The organism is Bacillus sp. DHT2, from assembly GCF_026241455.1.
Classification (GTDB): Bacteria; Bacillota; Bacilli; order Bacillales; family Bacillaceae_G; genus Bacillus_A; species Bacillus_A pseudomycoides.
On the sequence record NZ_JAPHWH010000007.1, the window covers coordinates 76,732 to 89,310 of the forward strand.

The window sequence follows — 12,579 nt, forward strand, 5'->3', positions numbered from 1 at the left end:
ACCAAGACAATATCCCTATGAAACAAGCTACCCTCCTTATGCAACATTGTTGCAAGCAACGTTCTATATGAATGTTGCCTTTTTTATTTCTAAAAAGCAGGATTCTCATTTCTCATTTGCGAATTTGTATATGCGAAATACAATAAATTGACGTTTCCATACGGGCTCTCACCACTCATCATTAAAACAATTAAGAAAGGATGGGAAGTAAAATGGCATACGAAAGATTTGTATTATGGAATGACAAAATTATTGATACAAATAACAAACAACCGTACATACAATTAGAAGAACGTGGTTTACAATTTGGAGATGGTGTCTATGAAGTAATTCGTATTTATAAAGGAAACATCCACTTATTAGATCCACATTTAACTCGGTTATACCGTTCAATGGATGAAATAGAACTAACACTACCTTTCTCTAAAGCAGAACTCATTACACTACTTTACAAATTACTCGAAAATAATAACTTCCAAGAAGATGGTACCATCTACCTGCAAGTTTCTCGAGGAGTACAGCATCGTGCGCACGCATTCTCTTTTGATGTAACCCCAACGATTTATGCTTATATCTCAAAAAAAGAACGACCCGCTTTATGGATTGAATACGGAATACGTGCCATATCAGAACCTGATACACGTTGGCTCCGCTGTGATATTAAATCCTTAAATTTATTGCCAAATGTATTGGCTGTCACAAAAGCAGAACGCAAAGGATGTAAAGAGGCCCTTCTCGTTCGTAACGGAATAGTTACAGAGGGTAGTCACTCGAACTTTTTTCTTGTAAAAAACGGGATCCTTTATACCCACCCTGCTAATCACCTAATCCTAAACGGGATTATTCGTCAATATATTCTTTCCTTAGCCCATAAACTACAGATTCCTGTTCAAGAAGAATTATTCAGTATTCGTGATGTCTATAACGCTGACGAGTGCTTTTTTACAGGAACAACTGTAGAAGTGCTGCCTATGACACATCTTGATGGAACTGCCATCCAAAATGGTCAAGTTGGGCCAATCACCAAACTACTACAAAAAACATTTGTCCAAAGTTTTTTAACTTCTAATATCTCATTACCTTAACCACGAACGTTTTAAGTTCAACAACAAAATAATGTATGTATTTCCGTTCGAAATCAAGGTGGAGCATGCACCTTGATTTTTTTTCGTAATATTTTTGACATATTCAGATTCCCGCATAAGCCTTGACAGTAATCGACATGCCTTTTAGAATTTTTAACAGTTGGTAAATATTTCATCACTACATTACAGACAGAAAGGAATCGACAAAACATGAAAAAATATCTTGCCGGTCTTGCGGCAGTGTCTGTAGCAGGAGGAGCAGCCCCGACATTAGATAGCGTTCAAGCTGCCCCTGAAAATACACAAAAGCCTGCTACACAAACTGTTCAAGCTGCACCACAAAACAATTCAAACTACACAGTTACTGCTGACGTATTACACGTTCGTTCAGGGGCTAGCACTTCTCACGACATCATCTCTCGCGTATATGAGGGTCAAACATTAAACGTAATCGGTGAAGAAAACGGTTGGGTTAAAATTAACCATAATGGTAAAACTGGTTACGTTAGTGGACAATTCGTATCAAAAAATGGTACAACACCAAACGTAAGCACAGGTGGCAAAAACAAAGTTACTGCTGATGTATTGCGTGTTCGCACAAGCCCAAATACTTCTAGTTCCATTATGGGACGTGTATATGAAGGACAAACATTGCAAGTTATTAGCATAGAAAACGGATGGGTTAAAATTAACCATAACGGCAAAACTGGTTACGTTAGTGGACAATTCATATCTGGCATTTCTTCAAACGCTGGTTCTTCAAATAACAACAATGTTCAAGCAGCAAGCGGAAACTATACAGTAAATGTATCTTCTCTTCGCGTCCGTACAGGCCCTAGCGCTTCTCATACAGTTTTAGGATCTGTTCATAAAGGACAAGTTGTACAAGTTGTTGGCGAAGTTCAAGATTGGTTCAAAATTAACTATGCTGGACAAACTGCTTACCTTAGCAAGGACTACGTAACAAAAGGTGGTTCTAGTAACGATGCTGTCCAAGGTAATGATCAACAACAAGAAATCAATAATAATGTAACTGTTCAAACTGGCGGTACTTATGTTGTTAATACAACATCATTACGTGTTCGTACAGGCCCAGCTACATACCACGGTGTACTTGGTGGCGTATTAAACGGTCAAACATTAAATGTAACTGGTGTAGAAAATGGTTGGTACAAAATTAATCATCACGGTAAAACTGGCTATGTAAGTAGCGAATTTGTGAAATTTGTTAAAGGTGGCACAACGACACCGGAACAACCAAACCAGCCTGAGCAACCACAAACATCTGTTGGTGAATACTACATTAATGCGGCAGCATTAAATGTACGTAGCGGCGAAGGTACAAATTACAGCGTAATCGGTGCTCTTCCACAAGGTCAAAAAGTACAAGTTATTTCTGAACATTATGGATGGAGTAAAATTAACTACAACGGTCGCACTGGCTATGTAGGAACTCGTTTCCTATCTAAAACACCAGTCGGTGGCGCTGTAGACAATAAACCTAACAACAGTAACAATAACAACAACCAAAATAATAATAATAACGCAGGCAACACAAGTGGTAATACATCATCTATTCTTGCATATGCAAAATCAATGCAAGGCGTACCATATGTATGGGGTGGCACTTCTGCTAATGGTGTTGACTGCAGTGGTTACATTTTCCACGTATTTAACAAATTCGGTCACAACATTAGCCGTCAAACTGTAGCAGGATATTGGAGCAGTCTACCAAAAACTTCAAATCCACAACCAGGCGATTTAATCTATTTCCAAAACACTTATAAGCCAGGTCCTTCTCACATGGGTATCTACCTTGGCGGCGGATCATTTATTCAAGCTGGTGACAACGGAGTTAAAATTGTTTCAATGAATAACTCTTACTGGAGCAGCCACTTCTTAGGATATACAAAAGCACCTTAAGTCATAGTTTCAGAGTCTTCTAGATTATTAGAAGACTCTTTTTATATAAATCCTTTTTGATTTTTCACATATAAGTCGCTGCTACGAAGAACAAAAGGTGACCTGCTCTCTTTTTCTCCTTTTGTTTTCAATTCGACACTGGGCAAAAAAAGGCCCTGATCGCTTCTATCCATGGTCGGATGCTCTCTCCCTACCTATAAAAGAAAAGTCTTTATCATTTTTTCAATTCATATTGCTACAAATATGTTTCTCTCCTCTTATTTCATACACTGTATTCTATAAAAACAGCTCATAACGTTATAATAATGAATATATTCCCCTGAAATAACATAACCTAATCTCTATAAGATTAATATGTGTTTTCTTAAATAATTTTCTTTCTATTTAAACTTTTCAATAGACGTTTGACCTCTGATGTCCGGTATGATACGTTACTTAAGATGTTATTTTCGTTGAGTATAGACATCTGTTATGTATACTTTTTTACTATGAGAGAGGAGATTTACACTACATGAATGTTTTATGGGGAATTGGCGGCGTGATTGGAGTTTTAGCAATTGCTTTCTTATTATCTTCCAACCGCAAAGCTATTAATTGGCGTACGATTTTAATCGCGCTAGCATTACAAATTACATTTTCATTTATTGTATTACGTTGGGATGCCGGAAAAGCTGGCTTAAAAGTTGCTTCTGACGGCGTTCAAGGCTTAATCAATTTTTCTTATGAGGGAATTAAATTCGTCGTTGGGGATTTAGTAAACCCAAAAGGTCCTTGGGGCTTCGTCTTCGTAATTCAAGCACTACTTCCAATTGTATTTATTAGTTCATTAGTAGCAATCTTATATTATTTGGGTATTATGCAAAAATTCGTTAGTATCGTTGGTGGTGCATTAAGCAAACTTCTTGGCACTTCTAAAGCAGAAAGTTTAAATGCAGTAACAACTGTTTTCTTAGGACAAACAGAAGCACCAATTTTAATTAAACCGTACTTAACTCGTCTAACAAACAGTGAATTCTTCACAATTATGGTAAGCGGTATGACGGCCGTTGCAGGATCAGTTCTTGTTGGTTATGCAGCGATGGGAATTCCGCTAGAGCACTTATTAGCAGCAGCAATTATGGCAGCACCATCAAGCTTATTAATTGCAAAACTAATTATGCCAGAAACAGAAAAACCGGATAACAATGTACAACTTTCTACAGAGCGTGAAGATGCTAACGTTATCGATGCAGCAGCACGCGGTGCATCTGAAGGTATGCAGCTTGTTATTAACGTTGCAGCAATGTTAATGGCGTTCATCGCATTAATCGCTGTATTAAACGGCCTATTAGGATGGGTTGGATCTTGGTTCCATATTAAACTTAGCCTTGATTTAATCTTTGGATATATTCTATCTCCATTTGCTATCCTAATCGGTGTTTCACCAAACGAAGCTGTACAAGCAGCTAGCTTTATCGGACAAAAACTTGCAATCAACGAATTCGTTGCATATGCAAACTTAGGTCCACACATGTCAGAGCTGTCTGATAAAACAAATATGATCTTAACATTTGCAATCTGTGGCTTTGCAAACTTCTCTTCTATCGCAATTCAATTAGGTGTAACAGGGACACTTGCTCCTTCTCGCCGTAAACAAATTGCACAGTTAGGGATTAAAGCAGTAATCGCTGGTACACTAGCGAACTTCTTAAATGCAGCAGTTGCAGGTATGATGTTCTTATAATAAAAATCGAGCTGATCCGAATTTTCGGGTCAGCTTTTTTTATGAATGTATTTCACATACGCCCAGCTCTTTACGTACCTATTTATCAGAAGCCTCTTCCTATACTTACGCGCTAAAAATAAAAAACAAATTATCGGATGGGACAAGACAGTCAGGTTTAAAAAGTAAAAGTGGCAGCGGCTCGTTCAAAATTAAACAAACGTTTGATTAAAAAAACAAGCACAGAGCGCCGTATGCTCTGTGCTTATTTTTACTTTAAATCTATATATCGGACAATACCCCTTAGTCGAAAGTAATTTTCACGTCCATCCCCCAACGAACGATCTACTTTCATTTATATACGAAAAAGTGACTGCTATTTTTGTAAAACCAATTGCTTCTCTTGCTGTTCTTTAGACACTTCAGTCTTTGGTTCCGTGTTTTCTTGGACACTACGATGTGCCACACGTTTCAAACAAATATGCTTCCACTTTCTTTCGTAACGCTTCATTATTCTAGTTGTCCCCCTTGAATACGCTTAAAAACCATTTGAAATCGCTTACAGGAAATAATATAGCACATATACGCAAAAGTGACAACACATTTCCGACAAATTTTTGTCAAAAATATGGATTACTTTTGACAATATATCGGCGGTTCGACACAACTTATCGACCATTCGACGACCTGCGACAACTGCTAATCAATAGGAATTCGCACAACCTATCAAAAAAGAGCTGATTCAAAATCAGCTCTTTCCTTCTATTATTTATGGTGATGACGAACTTCCTTCTGTAATTCTTTAAATAGGGAAGCAGCCATAAAGAAGATAACAAATACAAACGGGAATGCTGCGATAATCGAAGCAGTTTGCAATGCCTCTAATCCACCTACATATAATAAAATCGCTGCCAATGCTGCTTGAACAAGACCCCAAACCAGTTTAATACGATTTGGTGGATTTAAACTACCATTTGTCGTTAACATACCAAGAACAAATGTCGCAGAGTCTGCTGAAGTAATAAAGAATGTTGAAATCAGTAAAATCGCAAGAACAGATAAAACTGGTCCTATGCTGCCCATATGATCTAACATAGCGAATAATCCAATTTCTGTGCCCATCTCTTTAATTTGTCCATAAATATTTGCTCCATCAAACATCTCCATGTGAATACCTGTTCCTCCAAATACAGAGAACCAAAGCGCACCAATAATTGTTGGAACGAGCAACACACCAATAACAAACTCACGAATCGTACGTCCACGTGAAATACGGGCAATGAATGTACCAACGAATGGGGACCATGCAATCCACCATGCCCAGTAAAATATCGTCCATGATTGAATCCATTGGTTACCACCCTCATTTAATGGGCTTAAACGGAAGCTCATACTTGGCAACTCTTGAATGTACGAACCGATTGTAGAAGTAAAGTAATTCATAATAAAGTTCGTTGGACCTGCAAATAATAAGATTGCCATAAGTGCAAAGGCTAAAATAATATTTATATTACTTAAATATTTAATCCCTTTATCTAATCCTGTTTGTGCAGATAACATATATAGGACCGTTACTACCCCAATAATAACTAACTGCGTTGTTAATGAGTTTGGAATAGATGTTAAGTAACTAACGCCACCTGCAATTTGTTTTGCTCCAAGTCCTAATGAAGTTGCAACACCGAATACTGTCGCAAATACAGCTAATACGTCAAACGTATGTGCGATCCGTCCGTGCTCACCACTCTTAAATAAAGAACCAACTGTTGCACTAATTGTACTTGGTTTCCCTTTTCGGAACGTAAAATAAGCAATACAAAGTGCTACAAGTGCATACAGACCCCATGGATGTAATCCCCAATGGAAGAATGAAAAACGAAGTGCAAGACGTGCACTCTCTTCTGTTGCACTCTCTCCAAATGGCGGTGTGTATAAATGATTTAATGGTTCCGCAACTCCCCAGAAAATCAAACCGATTCCCATGCCGGCACTAAAGAGCATAGCGAACCAGGTCATATAACTATAATCAGGCTTATCATCATCTTTCCCTAAACGGATCGAACCATATTTTGAAAAGATTAAAAAGATAGCTAAACCTAAGAAAACAGAAACAGAAATGATATAGAACCAACCAAATTTACTAACTAATGCAGTTTGAATTGCAGTAGTCACATTTCCTAAATTACCTTTTCCGATTATAGATTCGGGAATAATCCCCCAAATTGTAAATGCAATACATAATGTTAATGAGACAATAAATGTTTTTGTCAGTTTCCTCATAAAATCCCCCTTTTGTAGGTTTCTTTTTTTCGTAAAATGACTCTAATTCCGATATGTTAAATCGGATAAAGTGAAATATTTCTTGCGGTGATTTTCTTTCAGCTCTCTAAAATCAGCCTTCACCAATTAGAATTCTTATGGACAGTTGAGCCTCCATATAACCGTTCGGATTATAAAATGGAGATGCTACCGCCAAATCGTGCGAGATAGATGCGGATGGGAGTGTGTTTCCCAAAAAAGGTGTGTTACAGTTGGAAAAAAGCCAAATTTACGGATAGCAGCTCTTTCTTTTTGTAACAATTATGCGGTTGTTTTTGTAAGGATATAGCACTTCTTTGTGAATACACAAACAAATTATTTATGTTTATATAACTATTTTAGTCACAAATCGACGAATTACTCAAGGATTGTAACCATTTAGTAACCCTATCGTAATAACTGCGTAACATTATTATCTCAGTTGAAAAATATCCTCTATGCTATAAGTAATAGAGATATCTATCAAACCTCCTAAAAACACGGAATGAAAACTGCTTTCTATTATTTCTTTCTATATTACAGAGTATTAATGATTTGTTACGAATGGTTTGTAATTGTGTGATTTCCCAAATTCCGAAAAAAACTGTTGCTATAATGAGGACACGAAAACAAACGCAATGGAGGCTATCATGAAAAAATTAATTGGTATAGCAACGGCAGCGGTTTTTGGTCTTGGGATTTTCACTACTTCTGCAAAAGCAGAAACTGTTGTAACAACAGACGTATTAAATGTACGCGAGAACCCAACTACTGAATCACAAGTTGTAGGCAAATTATTAAATGGTCATAAATTAGATGTTACAAATACAGAAAACGGATGGTCAAAAATCAAATTAGATGGTAAAGACGCATTCGTAAACGCAGAATTTACAAAAAGCATCTATTACGTAACAGCAAACGTATTAAACGTACGTGCTGAAGCAAACACAAACTCAGAAGTTCTTGGTACGCTTAAGAAAGACGATATGATCGAAACAACGAACCAAGTACAAAATGAGTGGTTACAATTCGAATATAATGGGAAAACGGCTTACGTTCATGTTCCTTTCTTAACAGGTACAGCACCTGTTATTGAAAAACAAGAAACGCCTGCTCCTGCTCAAGCTGCAGCACCTGCTAAAGCAGAGGCAAAAGCACCAGCAGCACAAGAAAAACCAGCTGCTAAACCTGCTGTCAAAGCAGCAAAAACAAACACTCCTTCTGGTGGTCGTGAACTAACAGTTGAAGCTACAGCATATACAGCTCATCCGAGTGAAAATGGCGGCACATATGGTGGTCGTGTATTAACTGCAATGGGTCATGACCTAACAGCGAATCCAAACATGAAAATGATTGCTGTTGACCCGAAAGTGATTCCACTTGGATCAAAAGTATGGGTAGAAGGTTACGGAGAAGCAATCGCTGGTGACACTGGCGGCGCAATTAAAGGTAACCGTATCGACGTTCTAGTTGGCTCTGATTCAGCTGCTAACAAATGGGGACGTAAATCCGTTAAAGTGAAAATTTTAAAATAACCAATGACTGCTAAAAATTCAGCCAGTTCTCATATATTGAGAGCTGGCTTTTACTTTTTTATATAAACACAAATGAAAAAACATCCTTTTTAGGTGGGAGAGAGCTGCCGGCCATGGAAAGAAGCGGTCAGGGCCTTTTTTAATCCCATGCAAATTAAAAACGGGCGCAAGTCTCCTAGCAGCGACTTATATGTTGGAAAATCAAAATGGATATATATATAATGACGATAAGGAGGCTATACCATGAACCCACATGCAAAAATAGACTGGATCGGCACACCGAAGCCATACATCTACAAAGATGATGTAACATACGACGGGGCTACAATTGATTTTTCACTTGAACATGATGACAATCGCTATAAGCTGATTGTGCTCAAGCACGATCAATCCGTTCAATATAAATTTGTGCAATACGGCACAAAACCGGGATCACAAAAAACATTTCCAATTGATATACCCTTTCAAGAAGAAATGCTTCCGTTAGTAGAAAGAATTCTACAAGATCCATATGTACAAGCTTGTCGTATTTTGTAGAGAAGTCGATATATCAAAAAAAGACTACCTCTTTGTAAAGAGATAGTCTTTTCACATTTTAATGCGTTGGGCCAGATACGTCTTCTGTTTTCAATGTATTATTCGCACTGATTGAATGATACATTAGTTTCCCATCCGCATTTACTGTAACGATATGTTCATTGCTAAAGCTCTTAAACTTTACAGATCCATCACCATAGCGAATATTGTATTCTTCATATGTCGTTACTTTATATTTCGTAGAACTTTGACGTTCAACATTACGGACTTCAAATTTTAATACATCCTCAGTAATTCCTTTTTTCTTTAAATATTGCAGATAATCACGGTCTTCTTTATATGATTTCCCGCTCTTATCATAGTCATTTTCAATTAGACTAAAGTCATTTAAAGAAATAGCGCGCACGTTGTTATAAATATGAGTGCGAACAAAGTCACCAACTGCCGTATCCGATGTTTGTTTTGGGAATTTTAAATAATAGGAGCTCTCCTCATCACCAATTTTTACGCTTTCGGTTTTCACAACACCAAAATCAGTTTGTTTCTCTAAATGAACTTCGACCGTCCCATCTGTTGGTACTGGTCCGAGCTTATAGCTTCCATACTCTAGTTTCCCACGTTTTTTACCATTTACAAAGACATTAGCGCTATTTTCGTCAGAAGAGATTGTAACATATTTTCCTTCAAGTGGTAATTTCACATCCACTTTCCCTTCTTTTTCTCCAGCTAACTCAACTTCCTTTTCCGTTTCTAGTTCAGTAAGCTCTGCCTTCGCCTTTGCTTTTACAACATACGTCCCAGGGAAATAAGGTCCGATTTCTTTAGAAGATTTTTCGCTAGAAATATCAGCCGTTTTTTTATCATTTACATATACTTCTGCATTTTTTGCAGTTGTGCTGACCGTCATAAAATACGACTTAATGCTGAACTTATATTTTGGATATAAGAACCACTCTTTTCCATCCTCTACAATTTGTCCGTCCACAAAGCTTTCTTTGTTAACGAGCTTTGTATCTACCGTTTGCTTTTGTAAGTAAGATAACAATTCTTTATTGTACGAAGGACTATCCTTTAAATAACGTAAATAAGATTTAATATCTTCTGTTTTAATTTTCAAACCTGGGTCATCCGATTTTATAAGAGAATCAATTGTATTTATATCTTTTTTATTGAAAGCATCAATTAATGCATTGATTTGCTTTTCTTTCGAGAATTTATATGCCCCGAATTTATATGCTCCAAATAGTAAAGCAGCGAGTACGACGAATACAATGAGGAGTACAATATTTTTCTTGCTCTTCTTTGGTTGCATTTCCCTCTGTACATCTGCTCTCGAAGCCGCTACATTTTCTTCAATCACTTCTACTTTACTTCCGCATTCAGAACAAAAATTCAAGTAATCTGCGACTTGTTTTTTACATGTTCCACAAAACTTCACTATACTTCCCCCCTACTTCCTTGCCAATTTCATTCCAGCGAAGGCAGCTGCATATGTCAGAATAAAACTACCGAGTATTAAATAGATCCAGCCGCCCTGCATAGAAAATACTGGTCCACCTACTCCAAATTCCTTTGTTAGCTTTCCTGCAATATTAATTTCAATTTTAGAAAGAAGATTCATTACAATCATCATAATTGTATAAGCACCGCTACATACAGCTAACGTTACATACATATTAGAGAATGGCACCCTCGCTAATTTTTGTCCCGCTCTAAACATAAAGAATACTGGGATCATAAGGAACAACAAACCCAGGTGGAATTTACCATTTATCTCATCAAAACTTTCCATTGCTGATAGCGGAGCACCTTCAGCAATTAAAATATCTTTTATTTTAACGCCACCAGCAGATACACCTGATATGAATGAAAGTTCTATCATACTTTTGTCACCTGTTGTCATTACTTTAGACATTTCCTTTTGTAACGCTGGAACCTTTATTTCTACTGGTGCAAAATGAGTCATACTCCATACATTTGGTGTGAGTTGCAATGCCATCATTGCACGCGCTGAAATTGTCGGTGCTACATCTTCGAAAGGCTTTGCATTACTACCGGATAGTGCAATGAATGTCGTCACACAAAAAATAGCAGCTGTCAGTAAAAGACCTTTCACCATCGCTGCCATTCCATGATATAGCGATGCCCCGTATGGAAGTAGCTCCTGAAATGCATCTGCTATATTGTTTCGGCTTGTATGCGCAATCAATCCAAATAAACTAAAGAAAGTTCCGTAGATAAAACCACTTACTAAACTTTTCAACGAAGAGTATCCAACTGTTATCGTTCCTACTTCTGGGAATGTAACTGATTGTGAGGCAATAAAACTGATTACAAATAAGAATAATCCATAAATAATACCGACTGTTGCCGCTAGTACGATTTGTTCTCCAATCGTCTTTGCAACACGTTGTTTCCCTATCCAAATCCCTACTCCACATAAAATAACAAATGGAATAATTAATAGTAAAAAGAATGGAGTATGCCAAGATAACGACATAACAATTCCGCCTTCATCTCCTGCTGAAAAACCAAGTAAATGATAGCTTAATAGTGTGGAGGTTGTACTCGCATAAAAATCAGGTAACATTGTTAATTCCCTAGCAAATTCATGGAATATCTTTTTCATCATCTCTGAAACCGCTAAACTTCCAAGCCATCCCGCAAGTAACATAAGAACGCTTGCAATTGCTCCGCCAATTATCCCTGTCTTCAGACCACCTTTATGTAAGCCTAATTCAACTTTATGACCTTTTTCCATACTAGGTAACTTTACGATATGTTCTTTTTTCTTCACTGTAAATAAAGAATGTCCGCACTTTTGGCAATACAGGTTCTGCTCTGCATTTTCATTCCCACAATCACGGCAATATTTAGAGTTGTCTTGCTCAAGAACGACACTGTCTCCAGACACCATTGTCATACTTCCTTCATTTGGACAGTAGTTCACTTCTTCTCCATGTTGATTCCCACACATGCGACAGTACATTTCGTTCACTCCCCACCTTGCTTAATTCCACAAACTGGACAAAAAATGGAGCCTTTTGCAATGTGCTCATTACATGATACACACGTAACCTTTTCTACGTTGCTCTCTACAAATAGCATTGGATTTGGTTTTCCGCATGTCCCACAAAACTTATCACCAATTGATAAAGAGCCTCCACACTCACACGTTACTTTCTCTCCTTGTTGTTTTTGCAGTTCAACAATTCGTTTTCGTGCTTGATAAATTAAAACGTCAAATTCTTGAATCGGAGCAACTAATTGCTTTAATACCTCTTCCTTGACCCCAGTATCTCGAATCTGAACATATACCTGTTGGCCAAGCTCTAATAAAACTTCTGTCTTCTTATGAAGCTGCACTTGTATTTCCTTTTTTAATTGCGCAATCTCTTGTGCCACTTGCAACTTTATCTTTCCCTGTTCAATTCCTTCTTGTAGCTTATTCATACCGCTTCCTAATTTCGTCTGCAAATCTGACAAATCAAATCCCCTT

The 12,579-nt window shown here is 37.4% G+C and carries 10 protein-coding genes; 5 read left to right on the forward strand and 5 right to left on the reverse strand.

Annotation, left to right across the window (positions count from 1 at the left end; translation table 11 throughout):
* Positions 1-200: 200 nt before the first annotated feature.
* From ORL93_RS17555 to ORL93_RS17565, 3 genes are all read left to right on the forward strand, one after another.
* Positions 201-1,085 carry a D-amino-acid transaminase gene (locus ORL93_RS17555; protein WP_098161106.1) on the forward strand — a complete coding sequence of 295 codons (885 nt, stop codon included), beginning with the start codon at positions 201-203 and terminating at the stop codon, positions 1,083-1,085.
* A 210-nt stretch (positions 1,086-1,295) separates the two neighbouring features.
* Positions 1,296-3,008: a C40 family peptidase gene (locus tag ORL93_RS17560; protein ID WP_265959323.1), complete on the forward strand. Its 1,713-nt coding sequence runs from the start codon at positions 1,296-1,298 to the stop codon at positions 3,006-3,008.
* 511 nt (positions 3,009-3,519) lie between these two features.
* On the forward strand, positions 3,520-4,731 hold the full coding sequence (locus tag ORL93_RS17565) for a NupC/NupG family nucleoside CNT transporter (RefSeq protein WP_018765159.1): 1,212 nt from the start codon (positions 3,520-3,522) through the stop codon (positions 4,729-4,731).
* A 355-nt stretch (positions 4,732-5,086) separates the two neighbouring features.
* Here the strand turns inward: ORL93_RS17565 and ORL93_RS17570 are convergent, their stop codons facing one another.
* Positions 5,087-5,221, reverse strand: coding sequence for a hypothetical protein (locus ORL93_RS17570; protein WP_003205060.1), 135 nt, complete (start codon positions 5,219-5,221; stop codon positions 5,087-5,089).
* A 254-nt stretch (positions 5,222-5,475) separates the two neighbouring features.
* Complete coding sequence (opuD, locus tag ORL93_RS17575; RefSeq protein WP_006097495.1) at positions 5,476-6,990, reverse strand: glycine betaine transporter OpuD; 1,515 nt, start codon at positions 6,988-6,990, stop codon at positions 5,476-5,478.
* Positions 6,991-7,646: 656 nt separating this feature from the next.
* Here opuD and ORL93_RS17580 point away from each other — a divergent pair.
* Together ORL93_RS17580 and ORL93_RS17585 are read left to right on the forward strand one after the other, a co-directional pair.
* Positions 7,647-8,543 (forward strand): cell wall-binding protein EntA, encoded by an 897-nt coding sequence (locus ORL93_RS17580; protein ID WP_098123063.1) that lies wholly within the window; start codon positions 7,647-7,649, stop codon positions 8,541-8,543.
* Positions 8,544-8,786: 243 nt separating this feature from the next.
* The gene (locus tag ORL93_RS17585; protein ID WP_098161407.1) at positions 8,787-9,080 is read left to right on the forward strand and encodes a DUF3910 family protein; all 294 of its coding nucleotides are present in this window, start codon (positions 8,787-8,789) and stop codon (positions 9,078-9,080) included.
* Positions 9,081-9,138: 58 nt separating this feature from the next.
* Here the strand turns inward: ORL93_RS17585 and ORL93_RS17590 are convergent, their stop codons facing one another.
* The 3 genes from ORL93_RS17590 to ORL93_RS17600 are packed head-to-tail and all read right to left on the reverse strand — an operon-like array spanning position 9,139 to position 12,566.
* Entirely contained in the window at positions 9,139-10,518 is a 1,380-nt protein-coding gene (locus ORL93_RS17590) for a zinc ribbon domain-containing protein (RefSeq protein ID WP_097795810.1), read from the reverse strand.
* A gap of 12 nt (positions 10,519-10,530) precedes the next feature.
* The gene (locus ORL93_RS17595) at positions 10,531-12,069 is read right to left on the reverse strand and encodes a zinc ribbon domain-containing protein (RefSeq protein WP_098161405.1); all 1,539 of its coding nucleotides are present in this window, start codon (positions 12,067-12,069) and stop codon (positions 10,531-10,533) included.
* Positions 12,070-12,074: 5 nt separating this feature from the next.
* Complete coding sequence (locus ORL93_RS17600; RefSeq protein ID WP_018781247.1) at positions 12,075-12,566, reverse strand: zinc ribbon domain-containing protein; 492 nt, start codon at positions 12,564-12,566, stop codon at positions 12,075-12,077.
* Positions 12,567-12,579: the final 13 nt, after the last annotated feature.

Coding starts and splice junctions, on each gene's coding strand:
- ORL93_RS17555 (WP_098161106.1), top strand. CDS start 201: ATGGGAAGTAAAATGGCATACGAAAGATTTGTATTATGGAATGACAAA.
- ORL93_RS17565 (WP_018765159.1), top strand. CDS start 3,520: ATGAATGTTTTATGGGGAATTGGCGGCGTGATTGGAGTTTTAGCAATT.
- opuD (WP_006097495.1), bottom strand. CDS start 6,990: ATGAGGAAACTGACAAAAACATTTATTGTCTCATTAACATTATGTATT.
- ORL93_RS17560 (WP_265959323.1), top strand. CDS start 1,296: ATGAAAAAATATCTTGCCGGTCTTGCGGCAGTGTCTGTAGCAGGAGGA.
- ORL93_RS17585 (WP_098161407.1), top strand. CDS start 8,787: ATGAACCCACATGCAAAAATAGACTGGATCGGCACACCGAAGCCATAC.
- ORL93_RS17570 (WP_003205060.1), bottom strand. CDS start 5,221: ATGAAGCGTTACGAAAGAAAGTGGAAGCATATTTGTTTGAAACGTGTG.
- ORL93_RS17580 (WP_098123063.1), top strand. CDS start 7,647: ATGGAGGCTATCATGAAAAAATTAATTGGTATAGCAACGGCAGCGGTT.
- ORL93_RS17595 (WP_098161405.1), bottom strand. CDS start 12,069: ATGTACTGTCGCATGTGTGGGAATCAACATGGAGAAGAAGTGAACTAC.